13 protein-coding genes are annotated in these 19,444 nt (G+C 59.8%); 8 read left to right on the top strand and 5 right to left on the bottom strand.

Annotation, left to right across the window (positions count from 1 at the left end; translation table 11 throughout):
* Positions 1 to 131: 131 nt before the first annotated feature.
* Together ACP7D9_RS13085 and ACP7D9_RS13080 are read right to left on the bottom strand one after the other, a co-directional pair.
* A complete protein-coding gene (locus ACP7D9_RS13085) occupies positions 132 to 2,543 on the bottom strand; it encodes a glucose/quinate/shikimate family membrane-bound PQQ-dependent dehydrogenase (RefSeq protein ID WP_426157852.1) in 2,412 nt (803 codons plus the stop codon).
* Positions 2,544 to 2,762: 219 nt separating this feature from the next.
* Entirely contained in the window at positions 2,763 to 4,124 is a 1,362-nt protein-coding gene (locus tag ACP7D9_RS13080) for a carbohydrate porin (protein ID WP_426157850.1), read from the bottom strand.
* Positions 4,125 to 4,425: 301 nt separating this feature from the next.
* On the opposite strand from ACP7D9_RS13080, the gene ACP7D9_RS13075 reads away from it, so the two are divergent.
* Together ACP7D9_RS13075 and ACP7D9_RS13070 are read left to right on the top strand one after the other, a co-directional pair.
* The gene (locus tag ACP7D9_RS13075) at positions 4,426 to 4,656 is read left to right on the top strand and encodes a VF530 family DNA-binding protein (RefSeq protein ID WP_426157848.1); all 231 of its coding nucleotides are present in this window, start codon (positions 4,426 to 4,428) and stop codon (positions 4,654 to 4,656) included.
* Position 4,657: 1 nt separating this feature from the next.
* Positions 4,658 to 5,296: a Pr6Pr family membrane protein gene (locus ACP7D9_RS13070; RefSeq protein ID WP_426157846.1), complete on the top strand. Its 639-nt coding sequence runs from the start codon at positions 4,658 to 4,660 to the stop codon at positions 5,294 to 5,296.
* Between the two features lie 121 nt (positions 5,297 to 5,417).
* Here ACP7D9_RS13070 and ACP7D9_RS13065 read toward each other — a convergent pair whose 3' ends face one another.
* Positions 5,418 to 6,203 (bottom strand): siderophore-interacting protein, encoded by a 786-nt coding sequence (locus ACP7D9_RS13065; protein WP_426157845.1) that lies wholly within the window; start codon positions 6,201 to 6,203, stop codon positions 5,418 to 5,420.
* On the bottom strand, positions 6,200 to 6,775 hold the full coding sequence (locus ACP7D9_RS13060) for a PadR family transcriptional regulator (RefSeq protein ID WP_101162084.1): 576 nt from the start codon (positions 6,773 to 6,775) through the stop codon (positions 6,200 to 6,202). Before ACP7D9_RS13060 ends, ACP7D9_RS13065 begins: the two co-directional genes overlap by 4 nt.
* A 496-nt stretch (positions 6,776 to 7,271) precedes the next feature.
* Here ACP7D9_RS13060 and ACP7D9_RS13055 point away from each other — a divergent pair, with 496 nt between their 5' ends.
* From ACP7D9_RS13055 to ACP7D9_RS13030, 6 genes are all read left to right on the top strand, one after another.
* Positions 7,272 to 7,757 (top strand): CS1 type fimbrial major subunit, encoded by a 486-nt coding sequence (locus ACP7D9_RS13055; RefSeq protein ID WP_426157842.1) that lies wholly within the window; start codon positions 7,272 to 7,274, stop codon positions 7,755 to 7,757.
* A gap of 107 nt (positions 7,758 to 7,864) precedes the next feature.
* The gene (locus ACP7D9_RS13050) at positions 7,865 to 10,387 is read left to right on the top strand and encodes a TcfC E-set like domain-containing protein (protein ID WP_426157840.1); all 2,523 of its coding nucleotides are present in this window, start codon (positions 7,865 to 7,867) and stop codon (positions 10,385 to 10,387) included.
* 31 nt (positions 10,388 to 10,418) lie between these two features.
* Positions 10,419 to 11,666: a hypothetical protein gene (locus ACP7D9_RS13045; RefSeq protein WP_426157838.1), complete on the top strand. Its 1,248-nt coding sequence runs from the start codon at positions 10,419 to 10,421 to the stop codon at positions 11,664 to 11,666.
* 34 nt (positions 11,667 to 11,700) lie between these two features.
* Positions 11,701 to 12,441 carry a molecular chaperone gene (locus ACP7D9_RS13040; RefSeq protein WP_426157836.1) on the top strand — a complete coding sequence of 247 codons (741 nt, stop codon included), beginning with the start codon at positions 11,701 to 11,703 and terminating at the stop codon, positions 12,439 to 12,441.
* A gap of 41 nt (positions 12,442 to 12,482) precedes the next feature.
* Complete coding sequence (locus ACP7D9_RS13035) at positions 12,483 to 12,971, top strand: CS1 type fimbrial major subunit (RefSeq protein WP_426157834.1); 489 nt, start codon at positions 12,483 to 12,485, stop codon at positions 12,969 to 12,971.
* 17 nt (positions 12,972 to 12,988) lie between these two features.
* The gene (locus ACP7D9_RS13030) at positions 12,989 to 14,224 is read left to right on the top strand and encodes a hypothetical protein (RefSeq protein ID WP_426157832.1); all 1,236 of its coding nucleotides are present in this window, start codon (positions 12,989 to 12,991) and stop codon (positions 14,222 to 14,224) included.
* A gap of 47 nt (positions 14,225 to 14,271) precedes the next feature.
* Here ACP7D9_RS13030 and ACP7D9_RS13025 read toward each other — a convergent pair whose 3' ends face one another.
* A complete protein-coding gene (locus ACP7D9_RS13025; RefSeq protein WP_426157830.1) occupies positions 14,272 to 19,383 on the bottom strand; it encodes a dermonecrotic toxin domain-containing protein in 5,112 nt (1,703 codons plus the stop codon).
* Positions 19,384 to 19,444: the final 61 nt, after the last annotated feature.

Raw genomic sequence — 19,444 nt, 5'->3', positions numbered from 1 at the left:
ATCGATAGAAATCTATAACCGTAAGCGACCTCATTTGTCCCTGAAATACAAAACGCCCGATGCGGTGCATCGGGCGTTTTGAAACTGAAACAGGTGTAAACCTATTTCAGGACTAGACAGCCGGCTAAAACTTACTCCGGCAATTTGTACGCAATGATGTAGTCACCCATCTTGGTGCCCAGCGAGCCGTGACCGCCGACGACGAGCAGCACATATTGCTTGCCGTCCTTGCCGGTATAGGTCATCGGAGTCGCTTGACCACCGGCTGGCAGACGCGATTTCCACAACTCTTTACCGGAGTTGACGTCGTACGCGCGCAGGTACTGGTCGAGGGTGCCGCTGAGGAAGCCGACGCCGCCGGCAGTGACCATCGAACCGCCCATGCTCGGCACGCCGAGCGTGAAGCCGATCGGGATCGGCGAGCTGTCGCGGCTGGTGCCGTTCTTGCGTTTCCACACGACTTTGCCGGTGGTCAGGTCGATCCCGGCGACGTAGCCCCAGGCCGGGGCCTGGCACGGTACGCCCAGTGGCGACATGAACGGATGCATGATCACCGCGTATGGCGCGCCGGTGTTTGGCTGCACACCCGAGGTTTCGCTTTCACGTTTGCTGCCGGCTTCGACTTTTTCGCGCGGAACCATTTTCGACACGAAGGCCATGTAGTTCGGGCTGGTAAACAGCATCTGGCGAACCGGGTCGACCGAGACGCCACCCCAGTTGAACACGCCGACGTTACCCGGGTAGATCAGGCTGCCCTGTTCCGATGGCGGGGTGTACTGGCCTTCGTAACGCAGTTCCTTGAACTGGATGCGGCACAGCATCTGGTCGAACGGGCTCGCGCCCCACATGGCTTTTTCGGTCAGTTCCGGGGCCAGCAGGTTGAGGTCCGAACGGGCCTGGGTCGGTGCGGTGTGGTCGCCTTTCACAGCGCCTTGCGGTACCGGGATTTCCTGGATCGGGATGATCGGCGTGCCGTCACGACGGTCGAGGACGTACAGGCTGCCCTGTTTGGTAGGGGCGATCAGCGCAGGTTTCACGCCGTCGGCGGTTTTCATGTCGAGCAGGGTTGGCTGGCTGCCGACGTCCATGTCCCACAGGTCGTGGTGGGTGAACTGGTAGTTCCAGCGCACTTTACCGGTGGCCAGGTCCAGGGCAACGAGGCCGGCGCTGAATTTCTCGGCGCCCGGGGTGCGGTTGCCGCCCCACTGGTCCGGGGTCTGGTTGCCCAGTGGCAGGTAAACCATGCCGAGTTTTTCGTCGACACTGGCCAGCGACCACATGTTCGCCGAGTTGCGGCTGTAGGTTTCGCCCGGGGCCAGAGGCTCGGTGGCGTCCGGCTTGTCGCTGTCCCAGTTCCACACCAGGTGACCGTCGCGCACGTCGAAAGCGCGTATCACGCCCGATGGCTCGTTGGTCGATTCGTTGTCGGTGACGTGACCGCCCATGATCACCAGATCACGAGTGATTGCCGCTGGCGACGTGGAGTAGTAGCCACCGGCGGTGAACGGGCCGATGCCTTGGGTCAGGTCGACCACGCCGTTGGTGCCGAAGCCTTCGCAGATCTTGCCGGTGTCGGCGTTCAGTGCGATCAGGCGGGCGTCAGCGGTTGGCAGGTACAGGCGACGCGGGCAGGCCTGAGCAACGGCTTGGCCCGCTTCGGAGATGACGGCCGAGCCGGCGTTTTCAGACTTGGCGTACGCGGCTTCGTCGTAGTACGACACGCCACGGCAAGTCATGTGCGCAAAGCCCTTGAAGCCGACCGGGCTCTTGATCTGTGGATCGAAGCGCCAGATTTCCTTGCCGGTGTCCGGATCCAGCGCCAGCACTTTGCTGTGCGCGGTGCAGGCGTAGACCATGCCGTTGGCTTTGAGCGGGGTGTTTTCGTTGGTCAGCTCGACCGGGTCATCCGCAGTTGGCAGGTCGCCGGTCTGGATGCGCCAGGCTTCCTGCAGCTTGCCGACGTTTTCCGGGGTGATCTGCTTGAGCGGCGAGTAGCGGTCACCGAACTCGGTGCGACCGTACGCTTGCCAGTCGCCATCGGGCATGGCCGGTGCGGTGCTGGTCATGTCGGCGGTGTCGCGGCCCAGTTCGCCGAAGGTTTCGCCCGGGTGGGTGAACAGGCTGGCCAAAGCGGTAACGCCGGCCAGGATCACCGCGACGGTCAGACCGCCGGTGCCCAATTTCGCCGGGCCGTTGAGCAGCAGCGGACGACGGAACCACGGCAGCAACATCACGAAGCCGAGGACAAACCACAGCGCCAGACGTGGCACCAATTGCCACCAGTCCAGACCGACTTCCCACAACGCCCAGACAGTGCTGGCAAACAGCACGATGGCGTACAGGCCCAGCGCCGCGCGGCGGCGCATCAGCAGCAGAATGCCGGTCAAGGCGATACCGATGCCGGCCAGCAGGTAGTACAGCGAGCCGCCAAGCGTGCTCAGCTTGATTCCCCCGGCCAGCATGGCCAGGCCCATCAGTAGAAGCAGGATGCCGAGCAGGGCGGGTAGTAGCCGACCCCGGCTCGCAGCACTTTCGGTGCTCATAGTGTGATTCTCCGTGACGTTTATGTAGTCCCGCGCTGTAGTCACTTTAGATGACGATTTGGCGCAGGCATGGTTCAGATAAAAACTTGTTGGGCTAACGAAATGCATTCCTGTGGCAGCGGGCTTGCTCGCGAAGGCGATCTGTCAGTTGCGCAGGTGTCACCTGATACACCGCCTTCGCGAGCAAGCCCGCTCCTACATTTGATTTTGACCGGGCGCTTAGAACGACGACTGGATCTTGATCCCGCCGATCAGGGCGTCGTCGACGTCGTTCACGCCACCGGGGTGGCGGATGTATTGCAGGTTCGGGCGCACGGTCAGCCAGTTGGTCACGTGCACGCCGTAATACAGCTCGGCGCTGTATTCGGTGTCCTGCGGTGGCAGGAACGCCGGATTGTCGTAGTCGTAGACGGCGTTGGTGCGGTTGCTCGCTTCGGCGTTCTTGCGATAGGCCGGGTTGACGTGGACGCGTGCCAGAGCAAAACCGATGTCGTCTTTGGCGCGGGCATCGAACGGGCCCTTGTAGGTCAGGCCGGCCTGTACATAGTTGTCGATCGCGTTGGTTTTCTTGTCGTGCATCGTCGCGTTGGCGAACAGACTCAGACCACGGCTGTTATCACTGGCCATACTGGTGATTTGCTGCTGCACACCCAGCCACACGCCGTGCTTGCTCGACGCGCTGCGGTAGGCTTCGCCGCTCAGCGCTGCCGGTTGACCGTTCTGGTCTTTATAGACGTCTGAGGCCTTGGCGTTGCTGTAGTAGTAACCGGCACGGTATTCGCCCGGCAGGCCGTTGAGCTTCGGCGTCCACACCAGTTCGACCGGCAGGATCGCGCCCTGGGTGCCGCTGCCGCTGAGTTTGAAGCCGTTGCCGCGATCGAGGTTCGACGGGTTCTGCTCGTAGGCGCCGACCTGTGCGTACAGCTCGGGCGTCAGGTGATATTTGACCCGCAGCGCCCACTGACTGACCGGCCAGTTGTACCAGATGCCGCCAACCCAGTTGCCGACCTGCGAGCCGCAGAAGGCCAGGTTCTGGAAGTCGCAGGGGAAGCTGTTGAAGTCTTCACCTTCACCGAAGCGGCCGACCTTGATGTCGAGCTTCTGATCGAAGAATTTCTGCTGGTACCACATCTGTGTCAGGCGGGTGGTCTGGCCACGGCCCCAGACTTCCTGGGCGGAAGTGAAGCCGCCAACGCGCGGGTCGTTGATGCGGTCGTTGCTGATGTTGTTGCCGCTGCGCTTGGTGATGGTCAGTTGGAACTCGGCGTCGTCCCAACCGAGGATCTTCTGCAGGTCCAGATGCGTGCCGAGGCCGAACTGGTCGCTGTAGCGCGCGGTGCGGTCATGGTCGTAACCGCCGTGCAGGTTGCTGCCCATTTCGCCGGTGTAATCGAGTTTGAAGTCGTAGCCTTTTTCCGCAAGTTCTGTGCGCGTGCCATTCCAGTCACCGAGCATGTACGGGGATTCACTGTCGAAGGCCGGCGCCGCATGGGCGCAGGTGGCAAGACCGACTGCGGCGCAGCCGCCAAGGGTGCGCAGAGTGGAGATAGCGCTGTCTCGGGAGAAGGAAAAATCAGGCATGAAGAAGTCTTTTTTTGATGTTTTTCGAGTGCAGGCCGAGCGCTTCAGAATGTCGCAGGCAGTGAAGCGTTTCAGCGGAAGGGCGGCAGGATAATGATCTGTAACAAATTGAGAAAGGGCTTTTGCAGACATGCAGCGTTTCGGATTCGGTAACAGTGCGGCAAACGGGCGCATTGTGGGGCGGCTCACAGCCTGCGATCTTCCCGGGTTGGCCTACATTTTCAGGAAGGCCTTCCACCCGCTCGGCCCCTCGGCTAAGGTGCGCGGCTTTACGCATCTCCACTTCGCTCAAAGGCCCGGCATGAACGTACAAACCCCTGATCCGCTGCACGGCGTGACTCTCGAACAGATCCTCAATGCACTCGTCGCTCACTACGAGTGGTCGGGGCTGGCCGAGCGTATCGATATCCGTTGCTTCAAGAGCGATCCGAGCATCAAGTCGAGCCTGACCTTCCTGCGTAAAACCCCGTGGGCGCGGGAGAAGGTCGAGCGCCTGTACGTGAAGTTGATGCGCACCAAGCGACCGCTCTGAGATGGACAGCGCGAGGCAGCGACGCCTGATTACCTGCCTGGCCGTGTTGGGCTGGGCCGGATTGACGATTCAGCTGTACCTGATTTTCTTTGCGCGATTGAGCATCGGCGCCAGCCTGCTGGGCGGGCTGGTGAGCTTCTTCAGCTACTTCACGATATTGACCAACACGCTGGTGGCGACCGTGTTGACCTGCGCCGTGAGCCAGCGTGAATCCGCCGCGCGGCGCTGGTTTCTGCAACCGTGGGTCAGCAGTGGCATAGCCGTAAGCATCGCCGTGGTCGGTCTGGCGTACAACATTCTGCTGCGGCATTTGTGGCACCCCGAAGGCTGGCAGTTCATCGCTGATGAATTGCTCCACGATGTCATGCCGGTGCTGTTTATCGGCTATTGGTGGTGCTGCGTCCCCAAAGGCACGTTGCGCCTGTGGCACTTGCCAGTGTGGATGATCTATCCGCTGGTGTACTTCATCTACGCCTTGCTGCGTGGGCACCTGCTTGGCGCGTATGCGTACCCGTTCATAGATGTGGCGGTGCTGGGTTATCCACAGGTGCTGGCGAACGCCGGGGGGATTTTGGTGGGGTTTGTGCTGGTGGGGCTGCTGGTGATTGGCCTGGATCGCAGAAAGACCGCACGAAGTTGAGATCATCCATTGTGGGAGCGGGCTTGCTCGCGAACGCGGTGTAACAGTTTGCATAAATGTTGACTGACACACCAGTTTCACGAGCAAGCCCGCTCCCACAGGGGAAATTGCAGGGAGGCGATTATTCTTCGTCAGAGCCCTCGGCGCGCCAGTAGCCGGCAGCCTTGATGAACTGTTCATCCAGTCCATGTTCATCGATCAGTACCCGGCGGATCTGCCGTGAGACCTTGGTTTCGGTCGCGACCCACGCATACAGATTGCCCTTGGGCACCTGCAATTGTTTGACCGTGGTCAGCAGGTTGTCCTTGCCGCCTTCGCGCAGCACCCAGATCACATTGACCTGCGCTGCGCTTTCCAGCCGCTGCTGTTCGGCGCCGTTTTCCACTTCGATCACCACCAGCGCCTTGCGATTGGCTGCCAGGCCTTCGAGCCGGCGGGCGATGGCGGGCAGGGCGGTTTCGTCGCCGATCAGCACGTAGCTGTCGAAGATGTCCGGCACGATCATCGACCCGCGTGGCCCACCGATGTGCAGGAACTGACCGGGTTGCGCCTGTTCGGCCCAGGTCGAAGCAGGGCCATCGCCATGCAGGACGAAATCGATGTCCAGCTCCATTTTTTCCAGGTCATAGCGACGCGGCGTGTAGTCGCGCATCTCGGGCATCGTGCCGTTGTCCTTGCCGGCGCCGAGTTGCAGTGTGTCCAGCGCCGCCGCCTGTTCGGCGGTCTGCGGAAACAGCAATTTGACGTGGTCGTCCGTGCCCAGGCTGATGAACCCGGCCAGTTCCGGCCCGCCGAGGGTGATGCGGCGCATGCGTGGGGTCAGATCGGTGACGCGCAACACTTGCAGCTTGCGGCGTTTGATTTCGTGCATCACGCGGTGAATGGTCTGAGTATCGACAGCGGTCATTCGGCTTTCTCCGTAGCGGGTCGAGCGGCGGGGCCGTCGACGATGGCTTTGGCGGTGTTGTTGAGCAGATCGCGTACGCGCAGGATTTCTTCCGCGCTCCAGCGCCCGTGGTGCATTTGCAAGGCGTGCCGCAGGTTGTGCACGGCTTCGTGGATTTCCGGCGGCCGGTCGTGGCCGCGCAGCGAGCGCTTGCTGACATCGATGCGCATACGGACGCCGTCGAGCGCCACTGCCTGTTCACTTAAAGACAAACGACCAGCGTCGGTCACGCTGTAACGTTTTTTGCCGGCCTCGGCGTCACCTGCAATCAGGTCGCTCTCTTCCAGAAAGGTCAGGGTCGGGTAGATCACCCCGGGGCTCGGGCTGTAGGCGCCGTCGAACATGCCTTCGATCTGGCGGATAAGGTCGTAGCCGTGGCACGGCTGTTCGGCGATCAACGCCAGCAACAGTAATTTCAGGTCACCGGGGGCGAACACCCGGGGGCCGCGGCCGCCACGTTCGCGACCCGGGCGCTTCTCGAAGCCGTCGCGGCCATCACCGTGTTCGCGGTGGGGGGAATGAGGGTCTCTCATGTCTGCTTTTCTCTCTCTCGTCGTATTTAGATACAACTTAAGATATATCTTAATCGCTCTGCAAGACGTTTTTAGCTGGTCCGCCCTGCAATGGACGAGTGGTCGACGCAAAAAAAAGCGAAAAAATATTATTTATTACTCGAGAAAAAAGGGTGACCTTGAAGTTAAAGTTATCGCTCTAGTTGAGCTTGAGTATATAGTCTAATTCTCCGCAAGTTGCCGTGTTACAGCGGCATAGATGCTGTATGGTTTTTTGCGTGAAACTGTGTGTAGTCTGCAACTTACAGCCAATTTCGCAAGTATCTGTTTTTTGTTCTTTTTTCTGGCGGGGTGTCGGGCTGTTGAACTACGAGCTTGTCGGAAGTTGCCTGCTTACTTCCCGGATCGAAACGTTGAAGATGCACCGGCGTTGCAGGTTGAAACAAAGCAGCCCGGAAAGGACCGCGCAGTTTTAACTTCAATGAACCGAATCCATCAAGAAACCAGGTAACTACCAATGTTCAAGAAAATCGCAATCGCTGCTCCTTTGGCTCTTCTGGCAATGAGTTCCTCCATGGTGTTTGCCGCAGACCCGATTAATCAGGTCATCAATATCAAGGCATTTGTCCCCACTTCGCTGTTCAACGTAGCCCCTCAGAAGCCTGATTTCGGTGTTGACGAAACCATGTACCAGCAACCCAGCGGTGAACTGAGCACGATCACCGAAACCTTCAATATGAAGCACACTGATACCAAAGGCTCCATCAACGCCTTTATCGACGGCACTGCGGCGCTGTACAACGGCCGCGACAGCATCCCGCTTACCCTGAAAATCGGCAGTGTCCAGCTGAGCGATGTCAGTACTGAAGTCGTCAATGCAACCGACTCCGTGCCTGGGGTTCAGCGAACCATGGAAATCAAGGCTGCCACCCCGACCGCCACTCAGACTGGCAACTACTCGGGCAGCTTCGCCGTGGTTTTCGAGCCTGTGATTACGCCTTAATACAGCTTTTGAATAGCGCTGCATTTATTCAATAGTCTTGGCATCCACTGGTCATCTATGAATGACCAGTAGATGCCAACTCATCAAGTAACTCGAGTATTAAGATAATGTTCCCGATGACGCCCATCGCGGCGGCGCTTGCACTTTTTTTGTGTGCCAGTGCCTCGGCCGCGCCCGCTGATAACGCTAACACTCCGCGCAGCCTGCTCGCTCAGGCTAAAGGGTTGCCGGCAGAATTCGAAGAACATTTCTTCGATGTGCCATTAGCTGTTCGGGTAGAGCGTGATCAACAGTTTCTCGGTGAGGCGATGGTTGTATTAACCAAAGATGATCGCGTCACGTTGCTGGAATTTACCGACACCGAAGACAGCCAGATACCTGCCAGTGAACGGGATGCACTCGGTGCGTATTTTAAACAAGGTGTCGTCTTGGGCGCGTGTCAGGGCAACTGCCCGGAACAGGTGCTGGCGGTGCATTACAACTTGCAGAATTCGCTGGTATCGATCGCCACCGAAAACGCCGAACGCGACGCTGAAACCGCGCGGTTTTACACGTTGCCCGAAAACGGCAGTACCGGTTTGATCCTGCGTAATCAATTGAATCTCAACGGCGGACAGGAGCAGGATCTTGGCGGGCGCTACGGCCTGGACGCCAGCAGCAGCCTCGGCAACTGGACGCACCGCGTCAATCTGCAACTGGCACGGCTCGGCGGTCCGGACGACACGCTGTATCACGCTGTGCACGAGCTGTATGGTCAGCGCGAGCTGCAGGGCAGTTTTCTGCGCCTGGGCTATTTCACCCCGAGTTCCGAAGGTTTGACACGGCAGTTGCGTTCGTTCGGCGCCAGCCCCGATACGGCGGCGGGCGTGATGTTCGGCAGTTCCGACAGTCTGGCGATCAACAGCCCCAAGCCCAGCGTCTACCCGCTGTACGTCACCGCCAACCGCCAGGCGTCGGTAGAGATCTATCGCAATGGCGTGCTGATCAACACGCAAGCGGTCAGCGCCGGCTTGCAAACCCTTGATACCCGGCCGTTGCCCGGGGGCATTTACGAAGTGGAAGTCCGGCTGATCGAAGACGGCCAGATCACCTCGACCACTCAGGAGCTGGTGTACAAACCGAGCAACTGGCGCAATCACGATGATCGCTGGCGCTACAGCCTGTTCGCCGGTCAGGAAAGCAAATTGCTGAGCAACTGGGACCAGCAGTCGCGCGGCGAGATGACCGCCGGTGCAGCAGTCAATTATCTGCTGCATCCACGGGTGATCCTCGGCGCGTCGGCGCGGCAGCTGCAAGGCAAACAGCAGATCGCGACGTCAGTCGACTGGACGCTGGCCAACAACACCAGCCTGTACGCAAACGTCTACCAGACCGAGGACCACGGCACCGGGATGGACCTGCAAGCCATCTACAGCTATGGCTCGGGCAACCTGTTCGCTACGCATAACCGCAGCTGGCTGGACACCACCAATACCTACGAAACCTTGCCGGACGGTACGCGAGTGCGGCAGCGCAACGTGTTCATCGGCCAGACGGCCAACACCTCCCTGGCGATCAATCATCGACTCAACAGCAAACAGTCGGTGAATGGGCGCGTGTCACACAGCGAAGGCAATGTCGAAGGCGTCGGCATTGATCTGGGCTGGACGCAACGCAGCCAGCTGTTCGGCAGCGATGCCAGTTGGCGATTTTCGGTGTTCGACCGGCCTGCCAGTTTCAGCAGTGGGCAGGAGCGCAATCGCGGTGTGGATTTGAGTGTCAGCCTGGCCCTCGGCGGCCCCGGCGAGCAATGGTCGGGCAGCATCGGTACACGCACCGCCCGCGAGGGTGGTCGCGATAACAACGGCTCGCTGACCTACAGCAAAACTCTGGAAAACCATGTGCTGCAGAACGTTTCGGTCACGGCGCTGGCGGATACCTATGGCGTCGGCGTTTCCGGGCTCGGCAGTTTCAGTGCGGACGCTTTCAGTGGCGATGCCTTCATCCAGCGTTCGTCTTACAACGGCAATTACACCGGTGGCTTGAACCTCGACAGCACGGTGGCAGTAGGTGCCGACAAGATGGTCATGACCAGCCAGCACGCCAGCGGTGGGGCCGGGATGATCATCGATGTGGAAACTGATCTGGATGACATCGCCCTGCGCGCCGACGACCTCAGCGGCGGCAGCACGACCTTGCGCCCGGGGCGCAATTACGTGGCGCTGACCGCCTATAAAAACAGTTCGGTGAGCTTCGATTTCGAAGGCAACCACGTGCCCTCGGCGAGCATTCAACCGCAGCGCACCCGCTATCACCTGAACAAGGGCGGAGTGGACTATCGCAAGATCACGGTGAGCAAAACCCTGACTGTGCTGGGACGTCTGCTCGATCCGCAGGGCAAGCCGCTTAAAGGCCACCACATCATCAATCACGCGAGTCGCGGGGTCAGCGAAGTGGATGGTTTCTTCTCGATGGAAATGAACGCCGGTTCGCCGACGCTGGAAGTCCGCTCCGGCGAGCAATTGCTGTGTCAGTTCCGCCTCGACCCAGCCAATGCGCGCAGTGAGAACGATGTGTTGATGATTGGCGATTTGCGTTGTACGCCGGACACGCTGGCAGATGCCACGCCATCTCCGCGAACAGCAGGTTAACGACGCAGCAGGGAATCAAATGATGAAGAGAATGAGCTTACTGAAGCGACATGCTGAGCGATACACCGCGGCGCTGTTTTTTTTGACAATGCCGCTGCTTGTGCAAGCGGGCAATGTCGAGGTAACCGCGTCATTTCGGCCCGATCCGACAAACCCGATGGTGAACAAATTCACAAATACCACGCCCAGCTCCGGTTACTGCAGTAATTTCTGGGCGCATTGCCAAGCCAACAATTTGTTCAGTCTGGATCTGCCTCTGGGCCCATATCCAGTGACCACCGGTCAAGCTGTGCCGGCCAATCATCCCGACCCGCGCCAAGGCGCTTATCTGAAAGCGCCCTCGGAATGGCGTCGACTGGCCGTGAAGAATGAGAAGGGCGACGAAGCTGATCTGGAGATTCGCATATCCGGCATCGGAGGCCGCGCCGATCACGGTGGCGATGTCGGACAGTTGACAGGTGGAGGTGGCTATAACGAGTTGTGGAGTAAAGGGCGCTGGCATCTCGCTCCCCCTCCCTGTCTTTCCGGCGGTGGGTTAAATGGGACCAGTTACTACGTTGTCTTCATGTGGCTGGTGCCGGAGAATGCAGGAGCTTGCACAACGACGGCCTTGTTCGATCTGCCCAGGTTTGAATACCGATACATATACTTCGGATACGAGCTTCGTACGCCCAATCCATTGCAAATGTCGACCGGGACCTATCGAGGCAGCATCACCTACACCGTTGGCGCGGGACTGGACTTCGACCTCGGTGACGCCGTTCGGCCGCACGATTCGCTGGCCACCATCGATTTTGTATTGAGCGTCGAACATGCCTTGAAAATCGAATTGCCGCCCGGCGGCAATCGTGTCGAGCTGATCCCGCAGGGTGGCTGGCAAGCCTGGCTCCAGCGCAACCGCCGACCGGAAAGGCTGTTTCGCGATCAGACGTTCAATATCTCCAGTTCGGGCCGCTTCAAGATGCAGCTCGAATGTCAGTACCCCGATGGCGGGAACACCTGCGCGATACGCGATGCGGTATCCGGCCATACGGTGCCGCTGACTATTGCCGTCACCCTGCCACCCGGCATGGCGGACGCCTCCGGGCAGCCGGTCAATCGGCGCCCGTTGCTGCTCGATGGCACTGGCACACAACTGTTCGAGCCGAGCTATTACGTCGATCGGAAACCGGCCGTCCTGCATTTCGAAGTCGGCCGCGACGCGGTTGAGGACATGCTCAGCGGTGAATCCAAAACCTACGCGGGCAACGCCACAGTGATCTGGGATTCGGAAGTCTGATCACCCCCCGTTTACTTTCAAGAGGTCAAATACAATGAATGTTCGATGGACACTGTTGCTCGCAGCCTGGCTCCCGCTCATTGCCCAAGCCGGGCCAGCGATCAATGTCGGGGTGGTGTACGACTACCTCGAGGGCGATAAAAGCACGTACTTGAAACGTGTGTTCAACGGCGGCGACGCTACCGCATTCGTCAAGATCAATATCCTGGAAATCGTCTACGACGCCGATGGCACTCCGCGGGAAATGCCTCTCGCCAACCAGACCGACGCCAACGCCCGCGACGGTCTGATGGCCAGCCCCGCGCGCCTGATCGTCCCGGCCAACGGCATGCAGGGCAGTCGCCTGGTGTTCATGGGCGAGCGGGAAAAAGAGCGTTACTTCCGGGTGCGTTTTGTCCCGGTGGTGCCCGAGAAGGAAGATGAATTTGCAATCGCCGAAGCGGATCGCGAGGACTACAAAAAAGGCCTCTCCGCCGGCGTCAACGTGCTGGCCGGTTACGGCACCGTGTTTTTTGTGCGTCCCAAGGAAACCCGGTTCAACAGCGTGATCAGCAACCAGACGAGCACGTATGAAGTGCGCAATGACGGCAACAGCACCATCGTTGTCGACGAGTTCAGGAACTGTGCAGAAAACAATGAAAGCGACTGCCAGCCGACCACCAAACATCACGTCCTGCCTGGCCGTGCCTTCGCCTTCGACAAGCAGAGCGGGCGTGAATACCACTTCACGCTGATCGAGGGCAAGGCCACTAAACCGATCGAGGTCAAGGGTTGAAAAGCCGGGCCGTGTCGATGTGCAAGCAACAGGTGATGAACATGTCAAACGCCACACGCGCAGCCATGGCGCTGGCGCTGCTGATACCGGTGAGCGGTGTCGTGAACGCGATTGTCGAGCGCGAAACGTTCGAGGTTTCGGTAAGTATTCCTTCGGCAGAGTTCTATGTGATTCCGTCCGAGCCCGACTGGATTCATCAAGAGCAGACCCTGCCATTCAATTCGGTAGCGGGGGCGTTCACGCCACTGCGAAAAAACTTCGACGTAAAAAACGTCAATGGCGGCATCAGCGCCCGTCTGAGTGTCGAGCCCTACCTGAGCAATGGCAGGGACACAGACCACATCCCGCTGACGGTGACGTTCAATCGCCAGCGCTTGAGCCTGGTGGCCGAGCAGGTCATCACGGCGCTCGATGGCCAGGCGGGTCAGCGGGTGGGACTGGAGATTGCCGCAATGGTACCGGTGGACGGTTATAAACCGGGCAATTATTACGGCAGCGTGCACATGATTTTTGAAGCGCTGGCGCCTTGATCCGCACAGAGGTTCATATGAACGGTATTAAAGCTTGGATCCTTCTGGTATCAGGTGCGCTGCTGGGGTTCACGGGGCCGTCAGCATTAGCGGCGGTCGATGAAATCACGGCGGTATTCAGGCCTGACCCTTCTAATCCGCAATCAAATAAGTTCGTCAATACCACCCCGGAGTCCGGCATTTGCGCTTGGCACGCACCCGCAATACCGCTGTGCAAGGCGCGGAATATTTTCAGCCTGCGTAACACCGCCATCAATTTCAGAAGCAACGGACCTATGGAAGAGGGGCACGCCACGCCCCAGGAAGGGACTATGTACAAGGTTCCCTCGACGTTCAGAGATGTACAGGTTGTGCATACGCAAACCGGCAAAGTGCAGAACCTGCAAGTGCGAATCGCCGCGATCGGGACGCGGATGGATTTTCCCAGGCCACCAGGGCAAGGCGCCTGGGCAAATGGAACCAACGCATTCCGCCACGCACCGAGCCCTTGTGAAGGCGTGAACTACTTGGCAGCGTCTATCACTTACATGTTGTGGTTCTGGATTTTTCCGGAGAATGCGGGGGTATGTTCCCGGCAGGTAATTGCAACCTTGTCCTGGCTCAGCTATCAGCACATGGAATATGCCTACGAACTAAAGACGCCCAACCCCTTGAGTATGGAGAGCGGAGAATACAAAGGGGTCGTGACGTACACCATTGGTCCCGGAGGGGATTTTGACATGGGTAACGTAATGATTCCGAATGACAACAGCTTGTCGTTGAGCTTTACCCTGGATGTGCAGCATCAGTTGAAGGTTGAGGTACCACCCGGCGGGGATCAAGTTGAGCTCCTGCCTCAGGGCGGTTGGCAAGCGTGGTTGAATCAGGGGCGTAAACCCACCCGCCTGTTTCGCGATCAGACTTTCAACCTGTCTGCCTCTTCGCGCTTCAAAATGAATCTGGAATGTCAGTACGCGCTCGGTAATAACTGCGCACTGTGGGAGGCGAACACGGGGCACGAGGTGCCGGTTGAAATGAGCGTCACACTGCCCGGCGGCTTGACCGACTCGACGGGAAATCCGGTGAACCGCCGCCCCTTGCGTCGTGACGGTGTGGGAACCGAGCTGTTTCAGCCAGCGTTTTACGTGGAGCGCAAACCCGGCACGTTGCATTTCGAAGTGGCCCGCGACGCGGTCGAGGAAATGCTCAAACCCAACACGCCCCGCCGCTATCGAGGCAACATCACGGTGATCTGGGATTCGGAAGTCAATTAGCCCGGCAACTCGGCCAGCCGTGGCGGGCCGAGTGCAGCAGCGTCGCGTCAGAGACCCGCTCTGGCCAGCGCTTCGCGAGTCAGGCGGCGTGACAGTTCGTTGCGTTTGTCGCCGATACCGTTCAACAGCTCTGTATGGCGCTCGTTGCTCATCGGGGCGTCGTCGAACAAATCCGGGGCGTCAACAATGCCCAGCTGCTCGGCGAGGGTTCGCATTTTGCGGGTCAGCGCGTGCAGGTCGGTCTGCTGTCGCGGGCTGGCCCATTCAGCCTTGGCTTCGAAGAGTTCATCGAGCAGGCCTTCATGGGGGTCGAACAGGCGGTCGTTGAGTTCGTATTGGTCGGGATAATTGTTTCTCAAAAAATCCGCCCAGAAATTATCGACGGGCAAGTCCAGCATGCGCATGACCAGACCATCGCCGTGTTCACTCTTGATGATCGTTGCGTAAGCGGCGTCGATTTTCTCTTTGGTCACACCGGAGCGCGGCCGGTAGAGCATGTTTTCGGTTTGCCAGGGCAAGTGCAGACGGTCTGCCAGTCCTGTTTCATAGGCCATATGCACTTCGACTTCGTCAGGCGCGAGATTGTGCGGGTCGTCTTTGTTTAACCGCACTTGTGTCTCGTATTCAAACCGGGCTTCGTCCGCCACCCGGTTCAAACGCGCCGCGCCGCGCGCCAGTTGCACCAGCTTGTCTTCGAGCTCGGCCGGCGATGTCGATTCGCCGTAGGCTTTGGACACCAGCACTTTCAGCCCCAGGGAATTGAACAGCTGCGCGCCCAGGTCCCCGCAGTCGTCGGGTGACACCGCGTATCTGAACAGCTTTTCGCGCAATTGCGCGTCCGTGGCTGCGGCATCGACCATTTCCCAGACACGCCGGGTCAGGCGTTTGCGTCCTTCGTCTGTGCGGTAGTCAGCGCTTTGTCTCTGCTTTTGGATCACGCTGAAAAACCCCGCCGAATCCGGTTCTGCCATCAGGTCATGCCACGACTCTTCGCGGTATTTGCTGAGCGAATTCGAGGGGCTGAACACGTCGGGTTGCCCGGGCAGCAATCGCCAGTGGTCGATCTCGTCATCGGCAGCGCGGAAATAGCGCGGTACGAAGGTGAGACCTGTGGAGGTGCGGTAGTTGCCGTAGCGCACATGGTCTTCGGGGGAGAGCCGGTTCATATCGAACCGCGCCCGGCTGAGGATATGCGCTTGTACGGAGCCGGGTTCGACCTCGGGCATCGTTTTGATGGGCGCTTCACGCATGTCCAGCAGGAAACTGCGCGGTCGCTGTTTATCCACAGCCCCTACCCTGAACAAGCCCTCTGGCCAGGTTTCGATTCGGGTCTTGGCCAGACTCAGCTCGGTCAGATGATCCATGCGCCCGACATCGGGAGGCAGATCCAGCGGGTTCCCGTTCAGGTTCAGCGTGCGCAGTTGCTCAAGCTTGCCAAGCTGCTGCCTCGATTCCGTGTTCAGCCTGATGCTGTTATCGGCCAGATCCAGGTCGCGCAACGGGCGCATCAGCCCAAGGATGTCGGGAAGCACCTGCAGTTCGCAGTTACGCGCGCTCAGTTGGCGCAGGTTGGGCAGGCTGCTGAGCAGCGCACTCGGGTCGGCGGAAAGACGCGCCCGGTCCAGTTTGAGTGCAGTGATGCGATCAAAGTACTGCTTCATCTTCGGACGCTTGAGCAGTGCGTTCCACCAGCGTTCGAGATCGGGGCCGAGCATTTCAGAGGACAAATCGAGGATGTAGCCTTGATCGGGATGCACGCTGCGTTCGCCGGACCATTTGCTGCGGCGCTCGAAACACTTGATAAGTCGCTGCTCGATGAAGTCGCCACCCTTGCGCATGTAATCAGAGGATCGGCCCGGATAGCCTGTTATCGGATCCGTCTCTGTATAACCGTTGCGCCAGTCTGTTAATTCGTTTTGCAGCGCCTTGCGTTCCTGCTCCAGCCGCGCGATGGCGTCGATCGGCTCGCCCCGGCGCGTCAACGCTTCGAGGAAGGTACTGGCTTCTCTTTCCGTCATCTTCGGAAACAGGTCACGGATCCGTTCCTCGGCGGTCGAGCGGCGCATAAACCTCGGCAAGCCCAGCAATGTTTCGGTTTCGATGCTGATTACCGGACGAATCGGCGGTTCGGCCAGAACCGTGCGGCGCTCGGCAGGCTCGGCGGCCAGCGCCATCAGCCAGTCTTTGAGCGCACGGCCCTGACCGCGTCGGTAGCCGACGTTCGCCAGTGTCGGTTCAGGCACGGCGTGCAACAGCGCTTCATGGAACTCGTCTGCGGCGTGCAGCGAGCGGCCGCCTTCGTCGAGCACTTCGTAGCGCCCGTGTTCGTCTCTGATCAGGCGTCTGCCGGTGCGGGCGTCCTCTGCGCCGACGCTGCAGCGCAACGGCCCGTCGTAACTGCCGTCGCGGACCTCGATGCGCAGACTGGCAAAGGTGTCGGTGTGCAGCCGCAGCGTGCCGAGCGCCAGGCGTTCGCTGTCGGCGCTCAGGGGCTCGGCGCGGTAGAAGCCCTCGTAGGCGCGGCTGGTTCTGGCTTCGAAATCCAGCTCTCGTGCCTGATTTTTCAGGCGCAGCGGCAAGCGTTGTTGATCCAGGGTGCGCTGCCGTTCGCTGGCACTGGCCTCGGCGAGCAGTTTTTCGCCCAGCGGCAACGGCAGCTCGGGGAAGGTTTTGCGCACCACCTGCAGGTCCGCCTGAGTGGTGCGGTCGGCGGCTTGATAAAGACGCTTGGACACATCGCTACGGCGTTTGTCGACGGCGTCGGCAAGCACATCGCGCAGCGCTTGCAGCCGTTCGGTGACGGGCACGTCACGGCCCAACAGCGTGCGCATTTGCCCTTCGTCGAGGAAGGTCAACAGACGTTCCGGCAACTGTCCGGCACTGAGCTCGGACTGGGTAATGCTCAGGGTGTCGGCGGCGCTGGCACTTGGGTTGCCGTATTGCCGCGAGTAGCCATCGAGGTGCTCGTATTGCACTTTCAGCGCCCGCTCGTAGGGCCAGCCCGGCAGACTGGTGGCAATCGGCTCGAACCAGTCCGACTCGGCAGCGATCGGTTTGCCGGAGCGGATGTTGGCACTGGCGAGCTGTGCATCATCGTAGGCTGCAAAACGCGTCAGGCTGTCGGCCAGCAAGGGCGGCGGCGGGCTGCTGTCGCTGTGCATCCGGCGCAGGTGATCGTGGGAGGTACCGCTGCTGATGCGGATCTGCTCCAGCTGCGTGGGCGAGAACCGCTCGGCACGATGGCCCAGGCGCGGCATCAGCGCGCTGTCGTGCCAGTGCGCCGGGTTTTCTGCCTCGTGCCGCCAGGCGCCGTGCTCGTTGTGTTCCAGCAGTGGCTTGTAGGCATTAGGGCGCTCGGGATGCTTGACCCGCCAGGTTTTCACCTCGGGACGCGACGAGGCCTTTTCCACGCTGTAGAGCTTGCCATCGAGCGGCAGCAGGCGTTCGCTGCCGTGATCGTGCAGACCGTGAGCGTCGGGTTTCGAGGCGGCATCGAGCGAGCGGTTCTTGTGTTCGTAAGGGCCAAGGTCAGGGTGCCACAACGATGCTGTGCCATCGGGCAAGCGCACCGGTTTCATGCCATCGACCACGGGCGACAACCTGACCTTGAACGCGCCGGCGATTTCCGCCCCGGCGCCGAACGCCGCCAGTTCGATGAGGTGGGTGACCACACTGATGACATGCTCGCCAGCCTCCTGCCACAGGCCCTCGGCGAGATCGACAATCCCTTCGATGACGTCGGTGGTCAGTTGATAAGCGGTGTAGGCCATCATCAGCTCGCCCAGCCCCGGCACGAACGGTGTAGCGATCAACAGGGCGACATTGAAAATGTCGGAAAGAATTTTCTTGAAGTTGTCCCACCAGGCCCAGCGCGCCTGGCTGTCGGTGTCGGCAGTGGAGACGGCGATTTCGCGGGCGTCATTGAGAATCTTGTTGAGCTTCTGCTGATAAGTATGGCGCCAGTAGTCGCCTGTCACTTTCAGCCGCGCGAATTGCAGGTGGGGATTGTCCACGGCGTCCTTGCGCCACGCCGGGCGCTGATCGGTCGGGTCGACTCGCGGGTGATAGCGGGTGGTGAACAGGCGTTGTTCCAGCTCGGCGAAAAAGTGCCCGCGTTGCTGATGCTCGACGAACTGGCTGAAAAACTGCCGGTAGGTCTGTTGCGTTGCGTCGCTGAAGCGGTCTTCGCGCAGCTGCCGGGCCAGTTCCTCGCGAAAGGCCTTGAGCGAGGCGTATTCCTTGAGCGGGTGATCCGGGTCGTGGGGAATGTAGACGATCAGGCGCCGAATGCCGCGGTTGTCCGGCTGCGCATGGGTCAGCAGCAGAATTCCGACCAGTCGGGTGTCGAGCAGCGACAGGTCGGCGCACACCAGCGAGCGGCCATTGAGCATCAACAACGGTTTGTTTTCGCTCAGGCTGAGAACCATCTTGTACGCGTCGTAGGCGATGTCGTCCTTGATCAGCGCCAAATGCGCGGCCGCAGCGAGGGCATCCTGCTGGCTTTGGCTGACCTTGTATTGCAGCACGCTTTCGGCCAGCGGTTCGCCGGGCAACAAGTAGCTTTCCAGATGCGTCTTGTACTTCGCACCGAGGTCCAGATCGCGGCATAGCTGTTGAAAAGCGCTGATCGGCATCGTGCGTTTGATCGGCAGGATGTCGAAATGACCGCGCTCGTCGGGCTGGCTGATGTAGTCCGAGTCAGGCCCGACCGTTTCACGGCTGGCGAAGTTGTGCAGCGCAGCATCGAGCAACGACACCGTGCGGGTGACCGTACCCTCGGAAACGTTGATCGCGTACCAAGGGCTTTCAGCGGGCAGATACAGGCGCAACCAGGTGTTTTTGACGTCCGGTTCGATGCCGTAAAGCGCTTTGATTTTCGCCTTGAGCAACGGTTCGGCGAAGGCGTACAGGTCGGTTTTCGCCAGCAGATGATCGACCTGATTCTGCGAATTCCACGCCTTGAGGTTGGCCGCAGCGAGTTTTTTCAGCCAGGCAGCGGGTGCCGAGGTGAACCAGGCCTGGGGCTTGAGGGACACGTCGGCCAGGGCGCGGGCGCGACTGAGGGTGGCGGTCTGGAAATTGTTATCAATGGCAGACTTGATGAATTCGTAGTGCGGGCCTTTGTCCGGAGTTTCGGCAGGCAGGGGAGCGGGAGACATGGCCAATCATCCTTGATTGTTGAGGAATGATCAGCCTACCCACGGCAGGGCAAAACAAAAG

Origin of the sequence: Pseudomonas sp. TSRC2-2, assembly GCF_049897785.1 — a bacterium.
GTDB lineage: Bacteria > Pseudomonadota > Gammaproteobacteria > Pseudomonadales > Pseudomonadaceae > Aquipseudomonas.
The sequence above is the reverse complement of the archived record's forward strand: the minus strand, read 5'-3'. Positions and strand labels throughout refer to the sequence as shown.

Coding starts and splice junctions, on each gene's coding strand:
- ACP7D9_RS13085 (WP_426157852.1), bottom strand. CDS start 2,543: ATGAGCACCGAAAGTGCTGCGAGCCGGGGTCGGCTACTACCCGCCCTG.
- ACP7D9_RS13080 (WP_426157850.1), bottom strand. CDS start 4,124: ATGCCTGATTTTTCCTTCTCCCGAGACAGCGCTATCTCCACTCTGCGC.
- ACP7D9_RS13075 (WP_426157848.1), top strand. CDS start 4,426: ATGAACGTACAAACCCCTGATCCGCTGCACGGCGTGACTCTCGAACAG.
- ACP7D9_RS13070 (WP_426157846.1), top strand. CDS start 4,658: ATGGACAGCGCGAGGCAGCGACGCCTGATTACCTGCCTGGCCGTGTTG.
- ACP7D9_RS13065 (WP_426157845.1), bottom strand. CDS start 6,203: ATGACCGCTGTCGATACTCAGACCATTCACCGCGTGATGCACGAAATC.
- ACP7D9_RS13060 (WP_101162084.1), bottom strand. CDS start 6,775: ATGAGAGACCCTCATTCCCCCCACCGCGAACACGGTGATGGCCGCGAC.
- ACP7D9_RS13055 (WP_426157842.1), top strand. CDS start 7,272: ATGTTCAAGAAAATCGCAATCGCTGCTCCTTTGGCTCTTCTGGCAATG.
- ACP7D9_RS13050 (WP_426157840.1), top strand. CDS start 7,865: ATGTTCCCGATGACGCCCATCGCGGCGGCGCTTGCACTTTTTTTGTGT.
- ACP7D9_RS13045 (WP_426157838.1), top strand. CDS start 10,419: ATGAGCTTACTGAAGCGACATGCTGAGCGATACACCGCGGCGCTGTTT.
- ACP7D9_RS13040 (WP_426157836.1), top strand. CDS start 11,701: ATGAATGTTCGATGGACACTGTTGCTCGCAGCCTGGCTCCCGCTCATT.
- ACP7D9_RS13035 (WP_426157834.1), top strand. CDS start 12,483: ATGTCAAACGCCACACGCGCAGCCATGGCGCTGGCGCTGCTGATACCG.
- ACP7D9_RS13030 (WP_426157832.1), top strand. CDS start 12,989: ATGAACGGTATTAAAGCTTGGATCCTTCTGGTATCAGGTGCGCTGCTG.
- ACP7D9_RS13025 (WP_426157830.1), bottom strand. CDS start 19,383: ATGTCTCCCGCTCCCCTGCCTGCCGAAACTCCGGACAAAGGCCCGCAC.